The organism is Peribacillus sp. AS_2 (assembly GCF_026891895.1).
GTDB lineage: Bacteria > Bacillota > Bacilli > Bacillales > DSM-1321 > Peribacillus > Peribacillus frigoritolerans.
On sequence record NZ_JAPTGA010000016.1, the window covers coordinates 58444 to 83445 of the forward strand.

Annotated in this window: 28 protein-coding genes; 22 read left to right on the forward strand and 6 right to left on the reverse strand. The window is 34.3% G+C overall.

What is annotated here, in order from left to right; all coding sequences use genetic code 11:
* Positions 1 to 14 precede the first annotated feature (14 nt).
* Both OTG27_RS22495 and OTG27_RS22500 read left to right on the forward strand, forming a co-directional pair.
* Positions 15 to 1199 (forward strand): MFS transporter, encoded by a 1185-nt coding sequence (locus tag OTG27_RS22495; RefSeq protein ID WP_268938184.1) that lies wholly within the window; start codon positions 15 to 17, stop codon positions 1197 to 1199.
* Positions 1200 to 1273: 74 nt separating this feature from the next.
* Entirely contained in the window at positions 1274 to 1567 is a 294-nt protein-coding gene (locus OTG27_RS22500) for a putative quinol monooxygenase (RefSeq protein ID WP_268938185.1), read from the forward strand.
* 460 nt (positions 1568 to 2027) lie between these two features.
* Here the strand turns inward: OTG27_RS22500 and OTG27_RS22505 are convergent, their stop codons facing one another.
* A complete protein-coding gene (locus OTG27_RS22505) occupies positions 2028 to 2366 on the reverse strand; it encodes a TetR-like C-terminal domain-containing protein (protein ID WP_268938186.1) in 339 nt (112 codons plus the stop codon).
* Between the two features lie 414 nt (positions 2367 to 2780).
* On the opposite strand from OTG27_RS22505, the gene OTG27_RS22510 reads away from it, so the two are divergent.
* The 3 genes from OTG27_RS22510 (at position 2781) to OTG27_RS22520 (ending at position 5375) form a co-directional block, all read left to right on the forward strand.
* On the forward strand, positions 2781 to 3443 hold the full coding sequence (locus OTG27_RS22510) for a hypothetical protein (RefSeq protein ID WP_268938187.1): 663 nt from the start codon (positions 2781 to 2783) through the stop codon (positions 3441 to 3443).
* 666 nt (positions 3444 to 4109) lie between these two features.
* Positions 4110 to 4304, forward strand: coding sequence for a CDGSH iron-sulfur domain-containing protein (locus OTG27_RS22515; protein WP_081109037.1), 195 nt, complete (start codon positions 4110 to 4112; stop codon positions 4302 to 4304).
* Between the two features lie 264 nt (positions 4305 to 4568).
* On the forward strand, positions 4569 to 5375 hold the full coding sequence (locus OTG27_RS22520) for a putative protein N(5)-glutamine methyltransferase (protein WP_268938227.1): 807 nt from the start codon (positions 4569 to 4571) through the stop codon (positions 5373 to 5375).
* 146 nt (positions 5376 to 5521) lie between these two features.
* Here the strand turns inward: OTG27_RS22520 and OTG27_RS22525 are convergent, their stop codons facing one another.
* Complete coding sequence (locus OTG27_RS22525) at positions 5522 to 5851, reverse strand: tRNA-binding protein (protein WP_268938188.1); 330 nt, start codon at positions 5849 to 5851, stop codon at positions 5522 to 5524.
* A gap of 32 nt (positions 5852 to 5883) precedes the next feature.
* Complete coding sequence (locus OTG27_RS22530; RefSeq protein ID WP_268938189.1) at positions 5884 to 6795, reverse strand: DMT family transporter; 912 nt, start codon at positions 6793 to 6795, stop codon at positions 5884 to 5886.
* A 439-nt stretch (positions 6796 to 7234) separates the two neighbouring features.
* Between OTG27_RS22530 and OTG27_RS22535 the strand changes: the two genes are divergently transcribed.
* The 7 genes from OTG27_RS22535 (at position 7235) to OTG27_RS22565 (ending at position 12280) form a co-directional block, all read left to right on the forward strand.
* The gene (locus OTG27_RS22535) at positions 7235 to 7483 is read left to right on the forward strand and encodes a hypothetical protein (RefSeq protein WP_268938190.1); all 249 of its coding nucleotides are present in this window, start codon (positions 7235 to 7237) and stop codon (positions 7481 to 7483) included.
* Between the two features lie 405 nt (positions 7484 to 7888).
* The gene (locus OTG27_RS22540; protein WP_268938191.1) at positions 7889 to 8656 is read left to right on the forward strand and encodes a GNAT family N-acetyltransferase; all 768 of its coding nucleotides are present in this window, start codon (positions 7889 to 7891) and stop codon (positions 8654 to 8656) included.
* A 359-nt stretch (positions 8657 to 9015) separates the two neighbouring features.
* Positions 9016 to 9549, forward strand: coding sequence for a sigma-70 family RNA polymerase sigma factor (locus tag OTG27_RS22545; RefSeq protein ID WP_268938192.1), 534 nt, complete (start codon positions 9016 to 9018; stop codon positions 9547 to 9549).
* A 4-nt stretch (positions 9550 to 9553) separates the two neighbouring features.
* Entirely contained in the window at positions 9554 to 9961 is a 408-nt protein-coding gene (locus tag OTG27_RS22550) for a PadR family transcriptional regulator (protein ID WP_268938193.1), read from the forward strand.
* Positions 9962 to 9968: 7 nt separating this feature from the next.
* Entirely contained in the window at positions 9969 to 11249 is a 1281-nt protein-coding gene (locus OTG27_RS22555; RefSeq protein ID WP_268938194.1) for an FtsW/RodA/SpoVE family cell cycle protein, read from the forward strand.
* Positions 11250 to 11440: 191 nt separating this feature from the next.
* Positions 11441 to 11635, forward strand: a complete 195-nt coding sequence (locus tag OTG27_RS22560) for a DUF6366 family protein (RefSeq protein WP_268938195.1) — start codon at positions 11441 to 11443, stop codon at positions 11633 to 11635.
* Between the two features lie 219 nt (positions 11636 to 11854).
* The gene (locus tag OTG27_RS22565; RefSeq protein WP_268938196.1) at positions 11855 to 12280 is read left to right on the forward strand and encodes a cytidine deaminase; all 426 of its coding nucleotides are present in this window, start codon (positions 11855 to 11857) and stop codon (positions 12278 to 12280) included.
* Between the two features lie 157 nt (positions 12281 to 12437).
* Here OTG27_RS22565 and OTG27_RS22570 read toward each other — a convergent pair whose 3' ends face one another.
* Complete coding sequence (locus OTG27_RS22570) at positions 12438 to 13070, reverse strand: MOSC domain-containing protein (RefSeq protein ID WP_268938197.1); 633 nt, start codon at positions 13068 to 13070, stop codon at positions 12438 to 12440.
* A gap of 197 nt (positions 13071 to 13267) precedes the next feature.
* Complete coding sequence (locus tag OTG27_RS22575; RefSeq protein ID WP_268938198.1) at positions 13268 to 13897, reverse strand: LysE family translocator; 630 nt, start codon at positions 13895 to 13897, stop codon at positions 13268 to 13270.
* 240 nt (positions 13898 to 14137) lie between these two features.
* Here OTG27_RS22575 and pdxR point away from each other — a divergent pair, with 240 nt between their 5' ends.
* Positions 14138 to 15559, forward strand: coding sequence for a MocR-like pyridoxine biosynthesis transcription factor PdxR (pdxR, locus tag OTG27_RS22580; RefSeq protein ID WP_268938199.1), 1422 nt, complete (start codon positions 14138 to 14140; stop codon positions 15557 to 15559).
* Positions 15560 to 15843: 284 nt separating this feature from the next.
* On the opposite strand, the gene OTG27_RS22585 is transcribed toward pdxR, so the two are convergent.
* Positions 15844 to 16758 carry a LysR family transcriptional regulator gene (locus tag OTG27_RS22585; RefSeq protein WP_268938200.1) on the reverse strand — a complete coding sequence of 305 codons (915 nt, stop codon included), beginning with the start codon at positions 16756 to 16758 and terminating at the stop codon, positions 15844 to 15846.
* Positions 16759 to 16995: 237 nt separating this feature from the next.
* Between OTG27_RS22585 and OTG27_RS22590 the strand changes: the two genes are divergently transcribed.
* From OTG27_RS22590 to OTG27_RS22630, 9 genes are all read left to right on the forward strand, one after another.
* Positions 16996 to 17529 (forward strand): cupin domain-containing protein, encoded by a 534-nt coding sequence (locus tag OTG27_RS22590; protein ID WP_268938201.1) that lies wholly within the window; start codon positions 16996 to 16998, stop codon positions 17527 to 17529.
* A 169-nt stretch (positions 17530 to 17698) separates the two neighbouring features.
* A complete protein-coding gene (locus tag OTG27_RS22595) occupies positions 17699 to 18502 on the forward strand; it encodes a dihydrodipicolinate synthase family protein (RefSeq protein ID WP_268938202.1) in 804 nt (267 codons plus the stop codon).
* A gap of 175 nt (positions 18503 to 18677) precedes the next feature.
* A complete protein-coding gene (locus tag OTG27_RS22600; protein ID WP_268938203.1) occupies positions 18678 to 19097 on the forward strand; it encodes a UPF0715 family protein in 420 nt (139 codons plus the stop codon).
* Between the two features lie 159 nt (positions 19098 to 19256).
* The gene (locus OTG27_RS22605; protein ID WP_268938204.1) at positions 19257 to 19709 is read left to right on the forward strand and encodes a hypothetical protein; all 453 of its coding nucleotides are present in this window, start codon (positions 19257 to 19259) and stop codon (positions 19707 to 19709) included.
* A 650-nt stretch (positions 19710 to 20359) separates the two neighbouring features.
* Entirely contained in the window at positions 20360 to 20509 is a 150-nt protein-coding gene (locus OTG27_RS22610) for a hypothetical protein (protein WP_268938205.1), read from the forward strand.
* 93 nt (positions 20510 to 20602) lie between these two features.
* Positions 20603 to 22078, forward strand: a complete 1476-nt coding sequence (locus OTG27_RS22615) for an alanine/glycine:cation symporter family protein (protein WP_268938206.1) — start codon at positions 20603 to 20605, stop codon at positions 22076 to 22078.
* A gap of 103 nt (positions 22079 to 22181) precedes the next feature.
* Complete coding sequence (locus OTG27_RS22620; RefSeq protein ID WP_268938207.1) at positions 22182 to 22736, forward strand: PepSY-associated TM helix domain-containing protein; 555 nt, start codon at positions 22182 to 22184, stop codon at positions 22734 to 22736.
* A 118-nt stretch (positions 22737 to 22854) separates the two neighbouring features.
* Entirely contained in the window at positions 22855 to 24153 is a 1299-nt protein-coding gene (locus OTG27_RS22625) for a PepSY-associated TM helix domain-containing protein (RefSeq protein ID WP_268938208.1), read from the forward strand.
* Between the two features lie 289 nt (positions 24154 to 24442).
* The gene (locus OTG27_RS22630; RefSeq protein WP_268938209.1) at positions 24443 to 24922 is read left to right on the forward strand and encodes a VOC family protein; all 480 of its coding nucleotides are present in this window, start codon (positions 24443 to 24445) and stop codon (positions 24920 to 24922) included.
* Positions 24923 to 25002 lie beyond the last annotated feature (80 nt).

The window sequence follows — 25002 nt, forward strand, 5'->3', positions numbered from 1 at the left end:
GAGATATTAGTAGTATGTCACAATCAAAAAAGCCAAGTGCTAAATTAACTTTACTAGCACTTGCAATCAGTGCATTTGGTATTGGGTCTACTGAATTTATCAGTGTCGGGCTTTTACCATTAATTACAGACAACTTTGGTATATCTTTAAGCACAGCAGGCTTAACCGTTTCTATATATGCACTCGGCGTCACTGTTGGGGCTCCATTATTAACAGCCTTAACATCTCGCCTTAGTCGAAAAACAGTTTTATTGCTTGTTATGACCATTTTTATAGTTGGGAACTTAACCGCAGCTATAGCACCTATTTTCTCTATCCTGTTAATAGGACGTATTATTTCAGCATTATCACATGGTGTGTTTATGTCCATCGCTTCTGTCATAGCGGCAGAGGTAGTTGAACCAAATAAACGAGCAAGTGCTATTGCCTTTATGTTTACAGGATTAACATTAGCTACTGTGACTGGTGTCCCACTTGGTACATTTATTGGACAAGTAACAGACTGGCGTATGTCGTTTATATTTATCGTCATTATCGGGATTATCGGTTTAATTTGTAATGCTTTTTTAGTACCCAACCAATTATCGAAAGGTAATCCAATCTCTTTACGTGATATCGGTAAAGTATTAGGCAATATTCGAATGTTATTAATACTTTTCATTACAGCAATTGGATACGGTGGTGCCTTCGTTGTCTACACGTATGTTTCACCTATTTTGGAACAATATATGGGTTATTCACCACATGTGGTAGTCATTATATTAGTTGTCTATGGTATTTGCGTAGCTATTGGTAATACACTAGGTGGCCATTTCGCTAATCAAAATCCGCTTCGTTCAATTTTTATTATTTTTGTTGGTCTTGCATTAGCGTTACTTGGCATTGGCTACGCTCTTGAATCACCGATTATCGGATTAATTATGGTACTGATAATGGGTCTATTTATGTTCATGAATGTTCCAGGGTTGCAATTATATGCTGTACTACTATCTGAAAAATATGTGCCTTCAGCTATTACAATGGCCTCAGCATTGAATATTTCCGCTTTCAACATAGGAATATTTTTAGGATCATATATTGGAGGCTTTATTATTCGCCATCAATCGTTAGCACATACACCTTTGTATGGATTCTTAATGGTTATGCTTGCAGCGATTGTTACACTATTATGGCTACTTTTTGATAAAAAGAAACAATAGTGAGTGTTCTGAACTTCATTTTTTAAAAAAAGAAGTAGAGAATGTGTATTGATACGTAAAGGAGAGGGAGAATAATGAACGAAATTATAATCAATGCAGTTTTAAAAGCTAAATCGGGGAAAGGTGAACTGCTTAGAACTGAGTTATTAAATTTGGTTGAAGCATCTCGAGTCGAGGATGGCTGTATTCAATATTCTCTTCATGAATCTGTTGAAAATAAAGACACATTTGTTTTTTACGAAAGATGGAAAGATGAAAAGGCACTTGCCTTTCATATTCACACTGATCATTATAAATATTGTAGCCAACAAACAGAGCAGCTACTCGAAAAACGAGATGTTTATCGTTTACAAATATTAAACTCTTAATCGACAACACATGTTGCACCGTTCATATTCTGAACGGTGCTTCTTTATAAATTGAGATTTACTTTTTATTCGTAAAAATATTCAACGTTAGTATCACGATCTTTTAAATAGACTTATTGCCCTTGTTGAACTAACAGGGGCAATAATCCGAACAGAGAAACATTTTTATAGTGTTTCTCTGTTTTAATTAAACTAAAGGGTGCGTTAGCTGAACATCGGAGCTGTCTTTAAGGCAGCTTTTCTTATTTGTTTATAATTAGTTGCAAATAATACCTAGCTTTATTAACAACTTTTTTTAACCATCATCGAAACTATCCCTTTCTCACCTTTCAGACACTTCAGTTACTCTCTTCTTCATCTTAGTCCACTCGCCACCTAATAAGTTACAGTCCACGTTATACGTTTTGTTATCACTAACTGTTTACGATTCTGTTCACTATTGAAATAGCTTTGGGGAAACTTATAGATTCCTGTCTATCAAAATCCCTAGTTGTACTGCTATAACACGAGGCGGATAAGGCATCCCTTTTATGATCCACCATTCCGCAATTCCTACAAAAGATGTAACAATAAATTGAAGTATAACCTCTTCATTCAATTCTCGATTTATCACTTTTGTTGTGTCAATATCATTTTTCATTTCTTCGATGAGAAGCTCTTGGAACCGACTACGAAAAGAAGATGCTTTACTACTTGCTAACAACGTTGAAAAGAATGAATAGTTGCTCTCAAAGTATTCGAACCAGCCTATATTCGATTCTACAAAATATAAATCCATTTCAGCTGCTGATTCGCACATTATCCTTAGTTGATTAATATGTTCTTCAATGATTTTATCTAGTAAATCAAACTTATCCAAGTAATGAAGATAAATGGTTCCTCGGTTAACATTTGCCCGGTCTCAAGGTTTTATCGCCTGTCTTATAGCAGTCATTTTAGCTGCGTTAACTATTAGGTTTAAGACTGGAACAGTTAATATAGAACTTATAATATTTTTTATATCTTGCCTCTATGTTACTTATCTTCTCATTTCTTTTTATTATAGTCGAAATAGTAAAAACTAGATTTGTTCTTCAACGTGTCGCATTAGTTAAAGAATGTAGATTGATTGGGGCAGTTTACAGCTTTTTTTTTATGGAGCTAAAGGGTCAGGATAGTGGAAGAAGGAATAACAATACTTTGTCTAGAAACTATCAATAGGTGATGAAATATAATGATGTTAAAACATTTTCTCTTATATTCGGTTGATGATGAAGGAATTGTAGAAGTAGATAAAAACTTTTCTTTTCAATCAAGATGTATAACATCTCTTTACGAAAGATGTTTCTCAAAGTTTCATACAACTGAAATTAAACAAATCAATATCTTCTGTGTAAAGGAGAATCCAAAGCCGAATTTAACTATTATAGATGGTTTTTGCGATGTGGAAATTCTTTATGATGTAGTTGAATTTTTCAAACTAGATGACCAAGAGAAAAAAGAAGTAATATTAGATAAATTTAAGCAAGGTATTGATAAAGTGGTTAAACTGAATAACTGGGAAAGCACTCCATTCGATGATGCTTATAATTGTGTGAAAGAAGCTGGTTACAAAACTATTTATGTTTGGAAGAAACCAAAGAGTAGCCCAAATCGCAACTATAAAGCTGAAGTTATTATAAAGCACAGTCTATATCTATGTGAAATATATTTGATAGTCAAGGATAAAAACGGACAAGAAATAGAAAAAAAACTGGTGGCATCTGAGAAGCCAGATGAATTACTTTTTAGACGACACTTAGGGGAACTAAAGTGGTTATCAAATAATGAAGTTGTTTTGTTCAACAGCTCTAAAACTAATTACGTTTCTGTTCAAAAATTAAATGAGTATCAATGATAATTCTTGTTCAGCTAAATGCTGCGTTAGCTGAAGATCAGAGTTGTCTTTAAGGCAGCTTTTTCATATGGAACTGTTAATTGAACTTTATCACTTTAGGAATTATAGTTGAGGTGTCCAAGAGTAAATGGAATTATATCCTAAACGAACTGAAAAATATAAAAGGAAACAGCCTCCATTCATTTTGTTTTATTTTGGAAGTGTTTATCTATTAACTGAATTACTTCCTATCCAATATAGGAACATATGGACAGCATTGGGTGTATCTACTATTATTATTACTATTACTATTACTATTACTCTTTTTGTGGTTATTGATAGAATAAAGGGCTGGTATTATACAAAGTGGATTGTGTTTATTCTTATTTTTATATTGGGTGTAGGTTTATATATCTTCAATGACATAAATGGGAATTGAAATACCACTATTCTAATTTAACTATAGGGTGCGTTAGCTGAGGATCAGAGCTGTCTTTAAGGCAGCTCTTTCTTTATGCAACTGATATGAACGAAACTGTCAATAAAATGTGGTGTGTTTTTATTGGTATAACACTTCTTCTTTTGGTAATTGCAGGATGTCAATCAAATAATATTGAGGAAGTAGAACTTATTTATCGTTTAAAGTTATTCCCCCATGGCAAAAATGTTTAAAAAAAGAGGTGATTTATTATAGCTACTATTAAAGTTAATGATAATGGTTCATTACGTGTATCAGGGAATGTAGAGCTAGTCGATGGTGAAGGGAATAAAATTGAAACAAAAGAAGCCTTTTCCCTATGCAGATGTGGACTTTCCGATAATAAACCTTTTTGTGACGGATCTCACAAAAGTAATTTCGAAAGCGTAGTTAGGGCAGAATAAAGCTAGTAGGGCAGAAGCTTTAGGGCACTCTTTTGGGAAATCGAACCCCAAAAAGCCGCCCGATTCATTTTTCTTTTACGAAAGAGTATGTTGTTGAACTATCGGGTGCGTAAGTTTAGAACCGGGGCTGCCATTTGGTGGCCTTTTTGCTTAATGAACTAAAGGGGCAGGATAGTTGAAGAAGGATATTTTACATTATTAACGAATTATAGATAAACCAAAATTAAAAGGGTGATAGAGATAGAAAAACAAATAAATATCTTTTTGGACAAAAATACGGAAAAATCTATTATCAACAAGCTTAGAATCGCCGGTTGTGTTTTTGCAGAAGCTGAGACTCAAATGCTTATTTCAGAGGCACTATCTCTAGAGGACCTAAATAAAATGGTTGAAATACGAGCAGATGGTTTGCCACTTGAATACGTAATTGGCTGGGCAGAGTTCTGTGGTCTTCGGATAGAAGTGGAACGGGGAGTTTTTGTGCCTCGCCCACGTACCGAATTTCTTGTTCGTCAGGCTGAAAAACTTTCTTGTTCTGGTGATGTCGTCGTTGATCTCTGTTGTGGTTCAGGCGCTGTAGGTGCTGCTCTGGCTGTTGCTCAGGGAGAAATTTTGTTGTACTGTGCTGATATCGACCCTGTCGCAATACGATGTGCAAGACGAAACGTATCTGAATTCAGGGGTCATATTTATAAAGGTGATTTGTATAAGGCTTTACCACAATCCATTAAAGGTCATATAAATATCCTAGTTGCTAACGTACCTTATGTTCCTACTGAGGCAATCAAGCTGCTTCCGCAGGAGGCTCGCTTTTATGAACCAAAGGTGGCGCTAGATGGAGGAGAAGATGGGCTTAAAGTTCAACAAAGAGTAGTAGAAGAAGCCCCTCATTGGCTCGCTGCGGGTGGACACCTATTGATAGAGACGAGCGAAATGCAGGCACCACAAACTTTTGATATGTTTGCCAAGGCTGGGTTGACCACAAAAGTGGTTAGAGACGCTGAGTTGGACGCTACTGTCGTTATTGGAACCAATCCGGCATTTAATTGGAATGAACACACAATATTGTGATGAAATGTACTTAAACTAACGGGTGCGTTAGCTGAAGATCAGAGCTGTCTTTAAGGCAGCTTTTTTGTATGCAACTAAAGAGGCAGGTTAGTGGAAGAAGGGGAAAAAAAGAACACAAATGAATGTATCATTTGTGTTCTTTGGACTTATCCTAATCGGTCTCCGTTTTTAACCCTTTGTTGAGGTTCTATTAGAACAACACCTTGTTCCGAATAAGTCCCCATCACCAAAACTTCTGAACTAAAATCAGCAACTTTCATAGGCGGAAAATTAACTACTCCTAATACTTGCTTACCAACTAGTTCATCTAAACTATAACAATCTGTTATTTGAGCACTACTTTGTTTAATTCCTATTTCTTCTCCAAAGTCAACCCATAATTTATATGCTGGTTTTCTTGCTTTAGGGAACGCTTCTGCTTTAATAATTTCTCCCACACGCATATCTATTTTTTGGAAATCGCCAAAAATTGCCATTTTAATTCCTCCATCTATTTGAGTATATTCTTTTATATATTGAGATTTGATTGATTCTGATTCTGTTCTTCTTGTCTATCTTTAATAACAATTAGTACTCCTAAAAGAATTAAGAAAGAACCAGCCCAAAAGGTGATACTAATGGTTTCACCTAATATCAACCAACCTAATAATGTTCCAACAACAGGTTGAAAAAAGAAGAAAACTCCTCCACCAGAGGCATTGAGCATTTGTAGACCACGATTCCACAATAGAAATGCAATAGCTGTTGATATTACCCCTAAATATAGCAACCCTCCCCATATGGTAGGATCTAATAATTCGTTAATATTTATTTTAGGTAATCTTGTGATGACTAAAGGAGTTAGAACAACAAAAGCAATTAAAGTAGCATAGGTATTTACCACAATCTGCGAATAATCACTAGGCAGGCATTTTATAAGTACAGACATTAAAGCCCAAGTTAATGCAGCGATAATAAGCGAGATGCCTCCTAGCATACTAGACATGTTAATATCATCAATTCCAACGATAATAATGACACCAATAGTGGCTAAGCTTACAGAAATAGTTTTCTTAAAAGTTAAACGTTCTTTAAGAATTAAACTAGCGAACACAACCATAAAGGCAGGTGTTGTAGAAGTGATAATAGCTCCCATTTGTGCAGTAGAAAGCATTGTACCCGTTTCTTGAGTAACAATAGAAATGACGTATCCTACAATCGAAATAACAATTATTATCCCTATATGTTTCCTTTTAATTTTCCATTTTTGTTTAGTAACAAATCCAATGAATACTAACGCAACAAGTGCGATAAGATAACGTATCCATACAAGTTCTAATGGTGGTATGACTGCCACTACTACTTTTACGACAACATACATACCTCCCCAAATACTTGAAGCTAAAATTAAAAACAATGAACCTATTAGTGTATTTTTCATGTTTGTACCCTCCGTATTTTTTTTAGGCTTGTTGCCCTAACGGAGAGAAATAACTATTCTAAAGTTCTCTCCGTTAAGATTGGGAGAGTACTTTTGGTACATCGTTTTCAAATAATGGAGTCCAATACATTATGTTCACCCCTAGTCCATTTCTTTTACTAATTTTATTATAGCAAAGAATATTAAGCTTGAGTTATCAGGCTAATAGGAAATTACTTTACTGAGAATAGATTGTGAAGGATTGTACTTAAACTAACGGGTGCGTTAGCTGAAGATCAGAGCTGTCTTTAAGGCAGCTTTTCTTTATGCAATTAACGGGGCAGATTAGTTGAATAATGACTTTAAAAGAATAGGATAAAAAATCGTTTATAGCTGATTAAGGGCTCGATTATAATAGAGATGGCAATGAAACTTAGAAATAATAAGGTGGTTAAAAAAATTGAAATGGGAAAATGTAGCGTTTGGGAGTTCAATTTTTATTGTACTAACTTTCCTTCCTCCGTATCTTGATATAATTGGTATTTCTTTTTGGCTTAAAGCAGTATGTATAATTGCTGTACTTTTTAGTGTTCTCTTTATTGTATCTAAAATCAAATTCCTTCAGAAATCGGTTACAAAAAAAGTAGGCTGGTTGAGTTTGATTTCTGTTTTTATTTTAGTTTTCATTTTTGATATTTTAACCAATTAATGAGGTGCGTTTAATAAATTTATTTTAGGTCGATTTCCTACTTGGAAATCGGCTTTTTTAATTTCCGAATAGTGTCATAACTCAAAAGTTATGGAGGGTTTCTTGTTCAACTAACGGGGCAGGATAGTTCTAGAAGCGTAACTTATTCGAACCTTGATTATGACTATTTTTGTATCAAGTTGTTTAATTTACAATAAAGTCGTTTAAAAAATAATAAAGTTGTTTAAAGAATGCGAGTCATTCTTTCAACAATCGACCAGATTGTGGAGTAAATAAACAAGTGCGCTTTAAGTTTTCTGAAAATTATGGGAGGATATAGAAACTGTGAACATTGTTTTATTATAATTGAATTGCTCCTATAATAAAAAAGAGCGCGCGCTGAATTTAATTTGAAGGAGCAAAGAAATGATTGCAAATCAGCAATTAGTTATAAACAATCTTGAAGAAAAAATAAGAATATTCACTCATGCGGTTAATGGAAAGCTTATCAAAGAAGAAGATTTCGTTTTGGCGAATACAGAAATACCCACTGATACATTCAATGTACTTTTGCCGAAATCTTCACATATAAAAAATGCATTTAATATTAGAAGTAGCATCGAAAATATGTCTCTTAAAGAATATCCCTTTAGTACATGGATTGACTCCCGGTATTTGAACGCTGGCTGGCAAGACCTGATGCAAGAATACAACCTAAAAGAAGCAGAACGTAATGTAATGATGAAACTTGAAAATACTCTTAATGTTGGTCAAAGAAAGTCCCATCAGCTTATGATTACTCATGTGAGAAATTTTGAAGAACTTAAGGAATATAGTGAGGTTTTTATGAGCCTATTTGAAGGTACACCAGAAAAAGATGCGTTAGAAAATTATTTTAATAAGTTTTCTGAAGTAAATTTGGGTTCAGAAATTCAAATGTTTATTGGACGCGTCGGTGAATTAACTGTATCTACTGCTTTACTAATAGATAGCAAAGAAAGTTATGGTATTTATGATGTTATGACAAAAGAAACATTTAGAGGTAAAGGATATGGGAGTGAAATGTTTCAATACCTTCTTACTCAAACAAAAGATAAACAAAAACCTGTTGTCTTACAAGCATCAGAGGATGGGAAAAATATCTATAAGCGCTTTGGGTTTATAGATGTCGGAGAAATGGTTGTATTTGAATAAGGAGTTTTATTATGAAGTAAAAGGGCGATACATATTAATATGTATCGCCCTTTGAACAAGGTCAATTCAATATAATAGAGGATGGACTTATGTTGAAACTGTTTCTGATGATATATACGAAAAAATTGATGTATTTAAAATGAAGTGTAATTGATTTTATGAATGATACTTCTTTATCCTTTAACAAACTACATTGTGAAGGAATGTACTTAAACTAACAGGTGCGTTAGTTCAACAAAGAAGACGAATGATAATTAACAAAACGGTATGGCAATTGCCAGCCGTTTTTCGTTTGAGAAAATTATAAAAAACTTTTCAATGGAGCAAGTCGTCTAATAATTGGGGAGGAGGAACTTGATGTGGATGAATTAACAGCAAAGGTGTTTGAATTAGAAGATAAGGAAAAGTTTATAGATGAGATTATGAACAAGTATGGACAGGAGATATTACAACTTGTTTATTCATATGTAAATAATAAAGAGGTCGCTGAGGACTTAACCCAAGATATATTTGTAAAATGCTACAAGTCCATTTATACCTACAAGGGAAAATCAAAGTTAAGAACATGGTTGTGGAGAATTGCTATTAATCATTGTAAGGACTATTTAAAAAGCTGGTATAACAAAAATGTAATCATTACAGAGAATGAATCTGCTTATACCGGGATTCAAAAAGAAAGCGTGGAGCAGACTGTTATTCAAAATGATGAGGATCATAGACTTGCTTCTGCAGTAATGAATTTACCAATAAAATATAGAGAAGTGATCTATCTATTTTATTTTGAAGAATTGCCAATCAAAGAAATTGCTCTAGTAATAGATGTGAAGGAAAACACTGTTAAAACAAGGCTTAGAAGAGCCAAAGAACTCTTAAAAGTAGGATTGGAGGAATAATTATATGGAAGATCGGTTAAAAGGACTAAAAAAATCAATGGAAAAAGCTACATTTAAACAGTTGAATTTTTCAGAGAAGCATCGCAAGCAGGTTCACGAAAAAATCAATAAACAATACGAAAGTAAAGAAGACATCTTTTTAGCAGCTTTACAACTTCTCATCCATGAAAAAACAGGATACGAATTAGCCCACCTATTACGGGCGAGAGGTTTTCAAAGATTTGAGGGAAATGAAGGCTTTTTATACACCCTATTACACCGTCTAGAAAAAAATTGTTTCATAAAATCAAGTTGGGATCAATCAGGAGCTAAATATTATCAATTAAACAATAAGGGAAGAAAGATATTACGAAAGGCAGAAAAAGATTCTACAAATAAAAGATTTGTATTAAAAGAATTGATACAGGGGTGAGGCAAAATTGAAAAAAAGACAGGATTCCTTTTTAAAAGAAGTCACAAATCATATTAAATCAAAGGAAGCAAAGAAATTTATTGCAACCGAATTAGAATTTCATTTAGAGAAATCTAAGAACACATGGAAAGAGAAAGGCTTAAATGAGATAGATGCTGAAGACAAAGCAGTTGAACAAATGGGAAGCCCAATAAAAATTGGTCAGGAACTTAACAAACTTCATCGACCAAGGATTGATTGGTTGATGGTTATTTTATTAGTTACAACTATGGGGTTAGGCTTCTTGCCAATAGTATCCCTTGGTAATGCGGGCTTTATGGATGTAAATCACTTTCTAAGAAATAAGGTGATTTTCGTTATTCTCGGTGCTGCGGTTGCTTTTGGGATGATGATGATTGATTATCGGAAACTGGAAAAGCAAGGATGGTTGTTTTACACAATAGGAGTGATCATTCTCCTAATAATTAATTTTTTTTCAAACACCATAATAAATGCGGCTGCTTTTGTAAGAATTGGATCTATAACAATTGAAAGTTTTATGGCTGTACCATTCTTTTTTCTTTCCTGGACTTCATTTTTCAATAATAGTAGGTTGAAGGTTTGGTATCTTGGAAGTTTGTTCTTACTTTCTTTTTATTTATTCTTAACAGTAGCAAGTATTTCGACAGTCTTTATATATACAATTATGGTATTCGTTATGCTCTGGTGGAGCAAGGTAGATAAGAAAAATGCACTTATCATTACAGTTGTACCAATTTGTTTATCTATGATCGGTGGCTTATTTATTTGGTCTTCAATAGAGGATTACCAGAAAGAAAGATTATTGGGGTACTTGAATCCAGAAAATTATGCAAATGGGGCAGGTTATACATACTTGCATTTAAAAGAGCTGATTTCGACAGCAGGATGGTTTGGAACAACTGAAAATAAAGAGTTTATTGAGAGTGCACATACTGATCTTGTTTTTGCAAGTTTGACTTACTATTATGGGTATTTGTTTGCGACTATCCTTGTTTTTATTCTGTCACTTTTTACTGCAAGAATGATAGTAATATCTTATAAAATTAATAATCATTATGGTAAATTGCTTCTTGTAGGTGGAATTGCTCTTTATGTAGCCCAGTTTATTTATAATGTTGGAATGACACTAGGTTTATTTCCAATCACCTCTATATCCTTACCGTTTATTAGCTATGGTTTAATGCCTACTCTATTTAATGCGTTTCTAATGGGTATCGTACTAAGCGTATATCGCCGTAAAGATTTGACATCAAATAATTTTAGTTAAATACAGAAATTAATGTTAAGTAATTTTATAAGGAGATATTAGTAAATAGGATTAGCAAATGCTCTTTAAAGAGCTGTGACGATCAGCACTTTTCTTATGGAACTAAAGGGGCAGGATAGTTCAACATGGATAACGGTTATTAATGGTAAAATTTAGAAGGGATGATTTTTTAATTCACAGGGGGTGTTCAAATGAGTGAAGATAAAGAAACTCCTGAAAAAAGAAGGGAAAAATTAAGGCAAGAAGAGCTAAAAAGGAATCCTGGTGGGAGTCTTCACGGTGGAGGTCTTCCAGACTTTGTAGGCAGTATGGGATGGAAAAGTACAGGAATTCTTATTCTTATAATCATAATTGGCTTTATTTTTGTATCACTCTTCTTCAAGTAACAGGTGCATTAGCTGTGGATCGGAGCTGTCTTTAAGGCAGCTTTTTCTTTATGGAACTATCGGGGCAGGTTAGTTCAATAAGGATTTTTGGTAAAAACATGATGATATCTTAAATTTTTCATAAAAAAAACACTTCTTAAGTTAGAATATAGAGATATTGTAAATAAAAAAATTTAAATATAAGTGGGTAAACAAATAAGAAAAAATGAGGAAAAAATTATGAAAACTTATCCTTTATCAGAAAATGATTTTAAATTAATTGATGAAGCTAAAAGTAAAATTACTCACCTCTATGAAGATGATAGGCATCATGTGGGAGCAGCGTTAAAAACAAAGTCGGGAAATATTGTTTCTGCGGTACATATAGAAGCATACATTGGACGGATTACAGTATGTGCTGAAGCTATCGCGATTGGAAATGCAATTTCAAACGGAGAAAAATACTTTGATACAATTGTTGCCGTTAGACATCCTTATTCAGATGAAAAAAATAGAGAGTTAAGAGTAGTTAGTCCGTGTGGGATGTGTAGGGAATTAATCTCCGATTATTCACCAGATTGTTTTGTTGTTTTAGATATAGATGGCGAGTTACAGAAAACTAAAATTGGTGAACTAATTCCACTTAAATATAGTCGAGAATCATAAATAAAAAACCTAATGAACTACCATGAAAATAGACTAACGGGTGCTTTAGCTGAAGATCGGAGCTGTCTTTAAGGCAGCTCTTTTCTTATGGCACTAACGGGGCAGGTTAGTTCATTAAGGTATACACAAACTAAACTTCGAAAACAGAACAAAAGAATCATAACAATTTTAAAAATCTTTTTCTCCAGTCCTCCGCAAGAGCATCAACCGTCAATATTTTTTCAATTGATGTTTTATCTTGTTGTTGATGAAAAAGAATTTGTGTAGCAAATGAAACTGATATTTCTTTTGGGTGTTTTTCCACAAGATTTATTTCCGAATCGAACATAATGGTCCCCTCTTCTAATACTCGAAAAAAGTAACCAGTTAGAGTCGTTTCAACCACTTTCTTTAAAAATTGTTTTTCCTGATTATATTTGGAGATAGTTGCACAAGGTACCCTTCCTTGTGTTACTTGAACAATAGTATCCCCTATTTCATATATATCACCTATAAAAACTTGTTCTTCCACCATCCCTGTTGCCGTAATATTTTCCCCAAAAGCCGGTAGAATCAGTTTTTTTTGGAACATCTCTTCCCAATAAGAGTAATGCTCAAAGGGATACAAACATACTGCACGGTCTGGTCCTCCATGAAACTTATGGTTTGCAACATCATCATCAACAAAGCCAGATTTTTTTAACTCAACAACTTGTACAAATGATTTTCCTATTGCGGAAAGCTCTTTTGTACTGTTCCAGTTATATTCCTTAGGTTTTCCAACAGCTAAATTAATAATTTTTCGATTCAATTAGAAGTTACCTCACTTCCATTAAAAGGATTATAAACTTATGTTAACTTACAATGGTGTTAGAGCGAAACATCTGTTAAACAGGCAACCGATAGTTTAAATGCACCCCATTATATAGGTGAAAAATAGAGGGTAGGTTCCGTTTTTAAATTTTTATAGTTAGTCAATGTATCTTTATCTCAACCTTGAGGCGAACCTTAATTAGGCTTAGCAACCATTAATCTCCACCCGAGAGCTATAAAAACTACGCCTGAAACTTTATTAAGAATACTGTTGAATGTTTTGTTATCCCTAATTGCCTTGGTTGCTATAGTCGAAAAGTATGTTACCAATACATACCACACTAACACTATTACAGCGAATGTTGAACCTAATAAGAGAAATGATAATGATCCGGATCCATTATTTGTCGATGCGAACTGAGGTAAGAATGACAAGTAGAATAGAATATTTTTAGGATTTGCAACATTTGTTATAACACCTTGCATAAAGTGTTTCTTATTAGATACATTAGACACATTCTTTAAACTTACTCCCTCACTTTTCTTGAGAAGAGATTTAATCCCAATGTATATCAAATAGATACCGCCTATAATTTTAATAGCCGTAAATAAAACAACTGACTGGGATAAAATAATAGACAAGCCGATAGTAGAAAGTATCGTATGTACAAATGCACCTGTCGCAATACCCGCAGATGCAGCCATACCACTTGCTCTTCCGTTTGAAATACTTCTACTTAAAACGAACATAGCATCTATACCAGGTGTCGCTATAAAAATTAGTGAAGATATTAAAAATAAAGTAAAATCATGAATACCAAACATGTCAATCAACTCCAATAAATCATAAAGTCTCACCTTGGACTAGCACACTATAACAGGTAAATAGTAAACCTTGTCTTAACATATTTGCTTAACTGATTAAATTTAAAATTTTCCCTTAATACATGTCCTTTAATCAATAAGCTTTTAAAGTCAATCGGTGGATATACAGAGTTTATTACAATGTTGACACCTATAAAAGGTACAGTTTATAAAAACTAAATGAGGTCAGAAGGAGGAAATATGTTAGAATTTATTCCTTTATTAAATAAGGACAATGGCGTTCCTATTTATGTGCAGTTATTTCAATATATAAAACAAAAAATTGAAGATGGTAACATTCCGGAGGGATCGTTTTTACCTTCTGTTCGCTATTTATCAGGTCAGTTAAAAATTAGCAAAAACACAGTTGACAGTGCGTATCAACAATTGGTAGCAGAAGGATATGTAGCCAGTAGAGCCAGGGTTGGTCTAATTGTACTCCCATTAGAGCAACCTGTCTTATCCTCTATAGTACAAGAAATCAAACACAAACCAAAAGTACTCTTGGATAATAAGGTGGAAACATTTGAGTATGATTTTAAATACGGAGATATAGATGTAAACTCTTTCCCACATGATATTTGGAAGCGTTGTTTAACTAAAGCTTTGACTAATGAACCTGATCTATTGTTAAATCCAGGAGAACGACAGGGAGATATTGGTTTACGTAGAGAATTAATGAATTATTTATTTCAGTCACGAGGAGTTAATTGTTCAGAAGAGCAAATAGTTATTTGTTCTGGCACTCAGCACGCACTCAGCCTTATTATCCAATTATTTTCTATCGAAGACCGTTCGGTTGCTATGGAGAATCCGAGTTATGATGTGGCTCAATCAGTATTTAATAACCACGGTTGGTCAATAAAACCTATTCGACTTGAACAGGATGGTATAGATATAGAACAGCTACAAAAGATAGCAACAAAAGTAGCCTATATTACGCCTTCTCATCAATTCCCATATGGAATGGTACTTCCCATTCAAAAGCGATTGTCATTATTGGAGTGGGCAATTCAAAACAGTAGCTATATCATTGAGGACGATTATGACAGTGAATTCCGATATCAAGGTCAACCAATCCCTTCTTTAAAAGCTTTAGATGAAGAAGATAATGTTATTTATTTAGGCACATTCTCTAAATCTTTTTCCCCTGCTGCAAGAGTAAGTTATATTGTCTTACCACAAAACTTAATAGACGTATACAATCATACGTATGATAATTACAATCAATCCGTTTCCCCTATTATTCAAAAGGGATTATATATATTTATGAATGAAAGACATTTTACAAGTCATATTCGAAGAATGAGAAAAGTTTACCAAAAAAAACATCAAACACTTATAAATGCATTAAACAAATATATGGGGAGACATATTGAAATAATTGGACAAAATGCAGGGCTTCATCTTTTAGTAAGAATTAAAAATAATATGTCTACAAAAGATTTAGTGAAGAAAGCCAAAAAATTTGGTGTAAGAGTTTACGACCCATCTTTTTATTGTCTGGATGAAAAAGAAATTGAACCATCTTTAATTATGATAGGTTTTGGAGGAGTTTCGGAAGAAAAAATAGAAAAGGGGACCCTGTTACTCCAAAAAGCTTGGTTTTCTAATGAAAGTTGAAAGTCAAAAGTAAAAAACATCTGTAATTTAATATTAATTATTGGGTAAATGAGGGTGAACCCTTATAAGGATTCACCCTCTAATTATTTAAATATTGCTCTCGAAAGGGAAGTTAGAGAGAGCTACGAACTCTTTGTCACTCAAAGGATTCGTTGATTTTCTTTATTTCATGTTATTAGAAGTAAATAGAAAAAATAGTATCTTGCTCATGAATGCCTATGTCTCTTAAACTCTTGGTTTAAAATATACAAATGGTCACAAAATTCACGGAAAAGGAGAAACTTTTAATCAGTGCTTTCAATAGTACTATAATTTAAATTAAGTGACGTTTCTTTTAGATTATTAATAAAATTATGTGTAGCAGCAGACAGGTATTTATCTTGTCTATAGACGATTCCTACTTCTCGAGCAAGATTAGAATTTAGGATTGGAATAATTTTTATATTAGGGTGGTTAAGGTACTCTAAGTAAGGTTTAGGTAATATAGTTACCCCCACTCCTTCTATAACCATATTTATTAAAGACTCCATGGTTGTAATTTCAAAGATTGGTTCGGGAACAAAATCTAATTCCTTACAAGCCTTATTAATAAGCTGTCTTATAAAATAGTTTTCGGGAAGTAAGATGGAAGGTGTTGTCTGCAACACTTCTAAGCCCAATATATCCTGTTTCTCTAACGGGTGTCCAGTGGGTACTGCAAAGGCCATTTCCTCTGTATATAAAGATATTGTTTCTAATTCATCACCTTTCATAGGTAAAAAAACAATTCCAAAATCTAATTTGTTTTCCAATAAGTGTTTTTGGATATCCCCAGTACGCAGCCCTAACACAGATATCTTAATAGCAGGGTATAGACGATGGAAATTTAGTAAGGTTGGTGGAATGAGATAATTTTCAACTGTTAACACTGTTCCAATCGAAATTGTTCCTCTTTGAAGTCCATTCAATTCATTTATTGAAGTTTTTACTTGTTCTAGTTCGTAAAAAATTTTTTGAGTATACTTTAAAAGTAATTTTCCTGCCTCTGTAAGGTCCGTCTTTTTACCAATTCGATCAAATAAAGGTGTCCCTATTTCATGTTCTAATAACCTGATTTGTTGGCTTAAAGACGGTTGAGAAATACCAACCTTTTCTGCAGCTCTTGTAAAGTGAAGTTCTTGGCATACTGCATAAAAATATTTAAGTTGTCTTAATTCCATTCTAAATCCTCCTGATCTAAAAAGTAATAGTGAATATACTAATGATGTGTGAAATTTTGAGGATATTGTCTATATAAAACCTATAAAACAATCTATCATTATATGGGCTATAATCATAGGCTATACCTATTATTATTATACAAATAAGTGAATTGTAATATCAATCGGACTATTTTAAACTGATTTTAATCTTATTAAGTTTTTAATAGGAATTAAGGATTTTAGGAGGGTAACAAAATGAGTAATCAGACAACAGATATTATTACCTACAGTAATTTTTTGAAAAACAGTAGGAAACCTATGATCAGGGCATGTTCTTGGAAATGGAAAGACATTTATCCCTTACTTAAGGAATCGGTATCAGAGGACTTTCTTGAAGCTGGACGGGGAACACTATCACTCGTACATAAGGATACAGGAGATGCGTATGGAACTTCATCAACAATGAATGTGGTAGTACAAACTTTCAAACCTGGTGAGCACAATAAGGCCCATCGCCATACTAATGTAGCACTCAATTTAGTATTTCAGGGTAAAGGATTTAGTATTGTAGATGGTGAGAAGATCGAATGGGAAAAGGGTGATCTATTCCTAGCTCCACCTTGGTCTTCTCATGAACATTGCAACACTTCGAAAACAGAGGATGCCATTCTCTTTACTTTTCAGGATGTTCCGGTTCTTGCTTCAATGGGCACATGGTTTTTAGAAGAGCCAGTGGGTACTCAACCACGACATATAGTAAAGCAAGATACACAGACGGAGAAAAAATAAAAGCTGTTAGCTAATGACTACCGCCCTTGCACAGACTCTACACAACAAAATAAGTAAAGAGAAATTCAAATATAAACCGATATATGTATATTTTATAAAAGTGTGAAATATTTGCACTTATATCCCATTTAATTTTTTTAATGTATTTAAGTACTGGAGGAAAAAATTGATGAAAAATTTAAATGTTGCTATTCCCACTCCCTTTCATGAAGACGAAAGTTTATATTTAGAAGGGTTTAATCCTATTGTTGAATATTTAACAGATAACGGAATAGAGTCACTACTTGTATCTGGTACTACAGGTGAGCAAAATTCAATGAGCATTGAAGAACGGCTGGAAATCATTGAATATTTCAATCAGCAAAATTTTAGTAATGTTGAACTTATGTTTGGTGTATCGGCTACTAGAACAAGAGATGCAATAAAACTCATTGATAAGATTGAGAATTCCGTTTTTAATTCAATTCTAATTCAATTCCCACCTTATATCCAACCGACACAACAGCAAGCCATTCTCTATATTAATGAGTTGCTGAAACATACAACCAAAAACGTTGTACTTTATAATAATCCTTTTCGAACAGGATTTGACTTGGATGCTGAATCATTTAAGACTCTTGTTGGTCAAAAACATTCTAATCTTGTAGGACTTAAAGAAGAGAGCGATGTTAAACGTCATAATAATACAAGCTTACCTGAGGATTTCATTATGTTTGCTGGCGGAGATGTAAACTTCACAGAAAAGGTAATTGAGGGGTGTAATGGGCTTTCCAGTATGGTAGGAAATGTTTATCCTAAGGAAATCAAACAAACTTTTAATGACCTATTAATGAATAGACCAATCGACCTTATGAAAATAAATCATTTAATTAATGAAGTTACACGTCATCAGACAATTATAAACATAAAAAAACATTATAATAATTTAGGCATAAAAGTAGGAACTTGTCGTTCTCCTATTAATAATATTTAATTTGTTTATTTACTTTAAAAGTAAAAACAGTATTATTAGTGCCTAATAAATAAATTTTGTTCTTAAAGGGGTTGCTGCGGCAGCCTTTTTCTTATGGCACTAACGGGGCAGAATAGTTGAAGAAATGATATTATTATGGAAAAAAGTAACATGACATTTGGAAGGTTGAGAAAAATTGGAGACTTGGAAATTAAGTAAAAAAGTATCGAAAATTAGCGATGTAATACCTTATTATTTTGTTAGTCTATTCTTGTCTTGTATCTCTTTTTCTGTTTTTATAATTGTAGTGAGTGGAGAACCCTCTTGGTTGCAGTTAATGCCTGTTATTATTTATTCTTTTTATGTTGTGATACCATATTTACTTTTTGCAGTACCATTGCAAATTATATTTAATAAACGCCCGAGAAAATTTAATGTGTTTTATCTATTAATTTACACGGTACTTTCTTTTGTAGCAGTATTTTTATTTAATGTAATGTTATTTAGAGTTGAACCTACATATTTAGTTAAAACCCAAATATATTACGGTTTTAGTTTTGCAGCAGCTGCTATTTATTGGTTTTGGGATTCTGTCTTCTTACAAAAGAAAAACTGAAATATCCTAGTTCTTCAGCTAACAGGGTGCGTTAGCTGAAGCTCAGAGCTGTTTTTAAGGCAGCTTAGAACTAAAGGGGCAGGTTAGTTCAACAAGGAATTTTTAAAATGTTAACCGAATAAAGGGGTATGAGGAAATTTCAAAGAAGTGGGTGTCGAAATGCTGCAACCGATTAAAATAGAGAATTGGTTATTAGAGGTTGATATTGATAAGACCCGAGAATTTTATAACAAAGGTATAGAGGTATGTAGTTGTCTATACTGCAACAATTTTGTGGAAGCCTGTAAATATTTAGATACTTCCGTAGCAAATGTATTCAATAGACTAGGAATTAATCCTGCCAAACCAGGACATCTCTCTGATTATCCTACAAATGAATGGGGAAAACGTGCATACATAGGTATTTATCATTTAGTTGGCAGAGTATTAGAAGGAGAATTGTGTACAATGTCTACTTGGAATGATACTAATACAGTTCGTATAAAGAACTTCACAATAGGTTTTTCTTACGACCTAGAGTTTGTGCCAGAAGGCTTCCCTAATCCTGTCGTTCAGTTGGAATTCGGGGCTGATATCTCTTGGGTGCTTGCTGAAAAGCCTGATGAATGTTAAGTAAAAAGAGAGTCATTTTTAACTAACCGGTGCTTAGCTGAAGATTGGATCTGTCTTTAAGGCAGATTTTTCTTATGGTACTAACGGGGCAGGATAGTTCAACAAGCATATTGTATTTGAACTGTGCAATAAATACTAAACAATGAGAATGGAAAAATGATATTTAAATCAAATAATTGGTTTTTTACGGTAAAATAGGTTTTTAAACTGTTGTTGTCAACGAGGTGATTTAATGGATATTTTATTCTCTCCTTATACAAGCTACGTGATTACCTTTATTCTTCTAGTAACTTTTCTTGCAAGGTCTGATATGTCCAATAAGGCTAAACTAAATGCTTTTCTAGAAGATAATGAAGAACCACTTGGATAAAAAATATGTTGACTGAATAGTATGTGTCCGCGTACAATTAGATAAGTTATTAGTTAATTCAGAAAATTAAAAAAGATGAGTTTGGCAGAAGAATCGGACACCAGGCTTACGCGTTTGTAGAAAAAGAGGAATAATCCTTATTAACATGCAGACAACTCGAATGAATTGGTGTTATGGAAAAGGAAAAGTAGGTTTAATGGAGTTGCAAAAAATAGTGGAATTAACCACATTTAAATAATCAAAAGCCTATAGTTATTTAGTGAAATAGGGGGCTGTATTGATGACGGGATACGTCTGTCAATATGGCCTCCTTTTTATGTGTTTAAAAAAAGGTGTTACGGGCCAGCCTTTAACAATTGAAGAGGCGAAAAAAGTATTATATGGTATTGCGTTTGTCACGGCTTCAGCCGAGGAGGGTTTAAGTTTTTAACACTGAATTATTTTGAAAGCGTTTACTTTTTTCGTCTTTCTATATGACTCAGTTTTTTATAGATTTTACAGAACAATGCGAGGGGGGATTTTTTTGGAAGAGTTCGTGAATGGATTAAATGGATTGTTGTGGAGTACTCCTGTTATTTATGCGTTACTGGGTGTTGGATTATTTTTTTCAATTTTAACACGTTTTGTGCAGGTCAGAAAAATTAAGGAAATGTTAAGGATTATGTTTCAAGGGAAAAGTTCAGAAGCAGGAGTGTCATCTTTCCAAGCTTTATCTATAGCGCTTTCAGGCCGAGTGGGAACTGGGAATATCGCTGGTGTAGCAACAGCCATTTTTTTCGGCGGTCCAGGCGCTGTTTTTTGGATGTGGGTCATTGCTTTCATTGGTGCATCTAGTGCATATATTGAATCTACTCTTGCACAGATTTATAAGGTAAAACAAGATGGGCAATATCGTGGTGGTCCAGCTTATTATATTGAAAAGGGAATTGGATGGAAATGGTTTGCCGTTGCCTTTGCTTTAGCTATGCTTGTTGCACTTGCCATTCTTATGCCGGGTGTTCAATCAAATTCGATTGCGATAGGGATCGATACTGCATTTGGAATTGATAAGAATATAACCGGAATAGTTATTGGTCTTTTATTAGCTGTTATTATATTTGGTGGGGTTAAAAGAATTGCTACTACTGCTACAATCATCGTTCCGTTTATGGCTTTGGGTTATATTCTGTTAGCTCTTGTTATCATAGCCATGAATATTACAGCAGTCCCAGCGATTTTTTCTCTTATTTTTAGGAGTGCTTTTGCCATGGATTCTATGTTTGGTGGAATGATTGGAATGGCGATTTTATGGGGAGTAAAACGTGGACTTTATTCAAATGAAGCAGGCCAAGGAACAGGGGCACATCCGGCGGCAGCTGCTGAAGTATCGCATCCGGCACAACAAGGATTAGTTCAAGCTTTTTCTGTTTATATTGATACATTATTTGTGTGCTCTGCGACAGCATTTATGATTCTATTTACCGGGATGTACAATACAGAAACAGCAGAGGGCACTCGTCTGGTAAATAATTTACCAGAAGTCGAAGTAGGTCCTGGGTTTACTCAGGCTGCTATTGACAGTGTATTCCCTGGATTTGGTGCAGGATTTGTGGCTGTTGCTTTATTCTTCTTCGCATTTACGACGATTATGGCTTATTACTATATAGCTGAAACAAATATCGCTTACTTAACCCGTGGTAAAAACAGCAGATGGCCAATGTTAATATTAAAATTTGTTATTATAGCCGCATCTATCTATGGAGCTGCTAATAAAGCCACCTTAGCCTGGGCATTAGGAGATGCTGGTTTAGGGATTACGGTATGGCTAAATATTATTGCGATTTTAATACTCGCCAAACCTGCATTAATTACTTTGAAAGACTATGAAAATCAGAAAAAGCAAGGGATACTAGACCCGGTATTTGATCCCAAAGCTTTGGGGATTAAGAATGCCGATTACTGGGAGGAAGAACATAAAGGAGGTAAAGAGCGCGCTTCAACTAAGAGAAAAGTTGAATAACCTCTTTATAAACGTCTAACGGCAAGAAAAATCTAAAAATTCATAAATTTCGTAACAGGCCTTTGTATTGTTTTGAAAAGAAGTCAAGGAGTGTGATGGGAAAATGTCGAAATCTATAAAGTTGTATCAATTAAGCCGAAAAGTACATAAATGGGCAGGATTAATTTTATCTGTTTTTTTTATGTTCATAGCAGTCACAGGACTCTTGCTTGTTTATATGATACCACTCGGAGTGGCTGATGAGTTAAGGACGGGGAAAGAGGCGAGTCCAAGTCAATCGATATCTATGGATAAGGTCGTGTCCATTGCCACGTCTCAGGGGCTTCCAGGTGTAACATCGGTTGAAGATATCTTTAGAATAGAATATAGACCAAGTGCAAATGTTTACCAGATTCGCTTTAATAACAGTCAAGGTGTTCAAATCGATGCGAGTACGGGAAAAGTGTTATCTACAAACCCAGATTACTCAACTTTCCTTATTACTTTGCATGATGGATCCTTCTTTGGTAATTGGTATAGATACAGTGCACTAACATTCGCAGGCTTATCTCTCATTCTACTATCATTTTCCGGGTATTATATGGTGGGCTATCCACTTTATAAGCGTTTAATGGCAAGAAAAAAAGCAAAAAGCTCGGAAAATATAGCTACAAGGTAATAAAGGTACAAATAAGTGATACCCCATTTTTTTGTCATTTTTATACCGCCAATACTTTGCTGGTATGACCCCGTTATATCAAATATCAAAAACAGACGAAAAGAAAGGGGATATCAATTTGAATATTGCCCTAAATAACGAACGTAGGACCGTAAACTCCTTGTCTGGAGCCATTTGGAGGTGGCATTTTTACGCTGGGATGGTATTCGCTCCATTTCTGATTCTTTTAGCAATAACTGGAGGCATTTATCTATTCAAGCCTCAGATCGAGCCACTCCTATATAAAAATTATTACTATGTTCAAGCCGAAGGTCAGAAGTTGCCAGCTTCCAAACAATTTGAGAAAGTAAAAGAATCTCATCCAGATGGTCAATTCACACGATACAAGCCTGGTGTTGAAGGAAATCGATCTTCAGAAGTGGGGATTCTTGATGGTAATAAATCACTAACGGTTTTTGTCAATCCCTATAATGGAAAAATCGTTGGAGAACTAGATGACGCCGATCGATTCATGGCTCAAATAGAGAAGTTGCATGGTCAATTGATGGTAGGTAAAGTTGGCGATCTACTGATAGAACTTGCAGTGTGTTGGGGCTTGATTCTCTTAATCACCGGCATGTATCTCTGGAGGCCCAAGGATCGAAAGGTGGTATTCAAAAGGTTGATTCTCCGGCAAAAACGGGGCAAGCGAGCCTTTTGGCGGGATATTCATGCAGTGACGGGCTTTCTCATGTCATTGGGTATTGTTTTTTTAATCTTGACCGGTTTACCTTGGACTGGATTTTGGGGGCAGCAAGTCCAAAAAATAGGTACAGACACAGGTACGGGAATTCCAGCCTCTGTATGGGGAGAAAAACCGAAGTCGACCGAACCGGCAAAAGGGAATGTTTCCTCTATTTCCATCGATGAGATCGTAAGGATTGCTGAATCCCGGAAATTATATCCGGGATATGATGTGTACTTCCCTGATGCTCCAAAAGGAGTCTACACTGTACAGGTTTTCCTTCCCAAATCTACAGATGAAGCTACATTACATATCGATCAATACAATGGGAAAGTACTGAGCGATTCTCGATACAAAGATTATGGTCTTCTAGGAAAGGCCATTACCACGGGATATTATCTTCACATTGGATCCGAGCTTGGCTTGATAAATCAAATTGTGGGGCTCATCATCTGTATAGGAATCGTGCTCATCGTTGTTACAGGTATTTTGATGTGGTGGAAACGAAAACCTAACAACAAACTAGGTGCACCGCCTCAACCAAAGAATTTCAAGATGGAAAAAGGCTTAGCTTTGATTATCGTAATTTTTAGTATTATATTTCCATTGGTAGGAGTATCTTTGCTCTTTGTTTTTCTTTTGGATTGGCTGGTGACTCGCCGGATTCAACGAGTAAAGCAGTGGATTGGGTAAATGTCACTTTAGACGTTATTTTGCATTTTTTGATTAAGTTACGATTTAAATAGCTGAGAAGGAGTATTAAACAAAGGTTTAATGCTCTTTTTTTTCGTTAAGAAAAGTAAGTTCGTTGTTTTTAAGTACAACATTGGTGACTTGTAGTGTGTTTGGTGGAAGTTCTGCTGTTTTTGCTAACGAGGTAGAAAATCTAGTAACTTCTCAACTATCGGGGCAGATTAGTTGTATAAAACATGTGTTTATCTATAATCGGTAATATATTCATAATTGTAGAGGGGTTGAGAACTTGATAGAAGGAATATTTGAAGCACATTTGCCTGTAAAAAATTTAGATGTTTCAATGGAGTTTTATAAAAAGCTGGGTTTGGAATTTGCATGGCGTGATGAAGAAACTGCTTTTTTTTGGATTGGAAAAGGAAAAAGTTGGTTAGGTTTGTGGGAGGGAAATGAGTATCAAACGCCATACCATCCTTCCTTACGACATATTGCTTTTCGAGTTTCATATGAAAATTTAAAAGAATCTTTAAAATGGTTAGATTCTATTCAAGTTAAAGTCGTGCCATTTGGTAGTAGAAAATCTATTGAGCCATTTATTCGGCCATATTCAGAAAATGCTTCCGTTTACTTTGAAGACCCTGATGGTAACAGTTTGGAAATGATGTGTTCCGTTAAAGTTCCTAATGCTTTAAAACATATTACTGATAAGCTGTCCTTTGAAGATTGGGAGGAATTAGCTAAAAGTAAATTAAAAAAAGAGAAGGCATAATTATTTATTTTGCTTAATGAACTAACGGGTGCGTTAGCTGAAGATCAGAGCTGTCTTTAAGGTAGCTTTTTCGTTATGCA

Bases quoted from the DNA above. Each gene is read 5' to 3' on its own strand.
- OTG27_RS22605 (WP_268938204.1), top strand. From the start codon at position 19,257: ATGCTGCAACCGATTAAAATAGAGAATTGGTTATTAGAGGTTGATATT.
- OTG27_RS22505 (WP_268938186.1), bottom strand. From the start codon at position 2,366: ATGTGCGAATCAGCAGCTGAAATGGATTTATATTTTGTAGAATCGAAT.
- OTG27_RS22565 (WP_268938196.1), top strand. From the start codon at position 11,855: ATGAAAACTTATCCTTTATCAGAAAATGATTTTAAATTAATTGATGAA.
- OTG27_RS22540 (WP_268938191.1), top strand. From the start codon at position 7,889: ATGATTGCAAATCAGCAATTAGTTATAAACAATCTTGAAGAAAAAATA.
- OTG27_RS22530 (WP_268938189.1), bottom strand. From the start codon at position 6,795: ATGAAAAATACACTAATAGGTTCATTGTTTTTAATTTTAGCTTCAAGT.
- OTG27_RS22550 (WP_268938193.1), top strand. From the start codon at position 9,554: ATGGAAGATCGGTTAAAAGGACTAAAAAAATCAATGGAAAAAGCTACA.
- OTG27_RS22595 (WP_268938202.1), top strand. From the start codon at position 17,699: ATGAAAAATTTAAATGTTGCTATTCCCACTCCCTTTCATGAAGACGAA.
- OTG27_RS22610 (WP_268938205.1), top strand. From the start codon at position 20,360: ATGACGGGATACGTCTGTCAATATGGCCTCCTTTTTATGTGTTTAAAA.
- OTG27_RS22525 (WP_268938188.1), bottom strand. From the start codon at position 5,851: ATGGCAATTTTTGGCGATTTCCAAAAAATAGATATGCGTGTGGGAGAA.
- OTG27_RS22500 (WP_268938185.1), top strand. From the start codon at position 1,274: ATGAACGAAATTATAATCAATGCAGTTTTAAAAGCTAAATCGGGGAAA.
- OTG27_RS22620 (WP_268938207.1), top strand. From the start codon at position 22,182: ATGTCGAAATCTATAAAGTTGTATCAATTAAGCCGAAAAGTACATAAA.
- OTG27_RS22560 (WP_268938195.1), top strand. From the start codon at position 11,441: ATGAGTGAAGATAAAGAAACTCCTGAAAAAAGAAGGGAAAAATTAAGG.
- OTG27_RS22590 (WP_268938201.1), top strand. From the start codon at position 16,996: ATGAGTAATCAGACAACAGATATTATTACCTACAGTAATTTTTTGAAA.
- OTG27_RS22510 (WP_268938187.1), top strand. From the start codon at position 2,781: ATGATGTTAAAACATTTTCTCTTATATTCGGTTGATGATGAAGGAATT.
- OTG27_RS22585 (WP_268938200.1), bottom strand. From the start codon at position 16,758: ATGGAATTAAGACAACTTAAATATTTTTATGCAGTATGCCAAGAACTT.
- OTG27_RS22495 (WP_268938184.1), top strand. From the start codon at position 15: ATGTCACAATCAAAAAAGCCAAGTGCTAAATTAACTTTACTAGCACTT.
- pdxR (WP_268938199.1), top strand. From the start codon at position 14,138: ATGTTAGAATTTATTCCTTTATTAAATAAGGACAATGGCGTTCCTATT.
- OTG27_RS22575 (WP_268938198.1), bottom strand. From the start codon at position 13,897: ATGTTTGGTATTCATGATTTTACTTTATTTTTAATATCTTCACTAATT.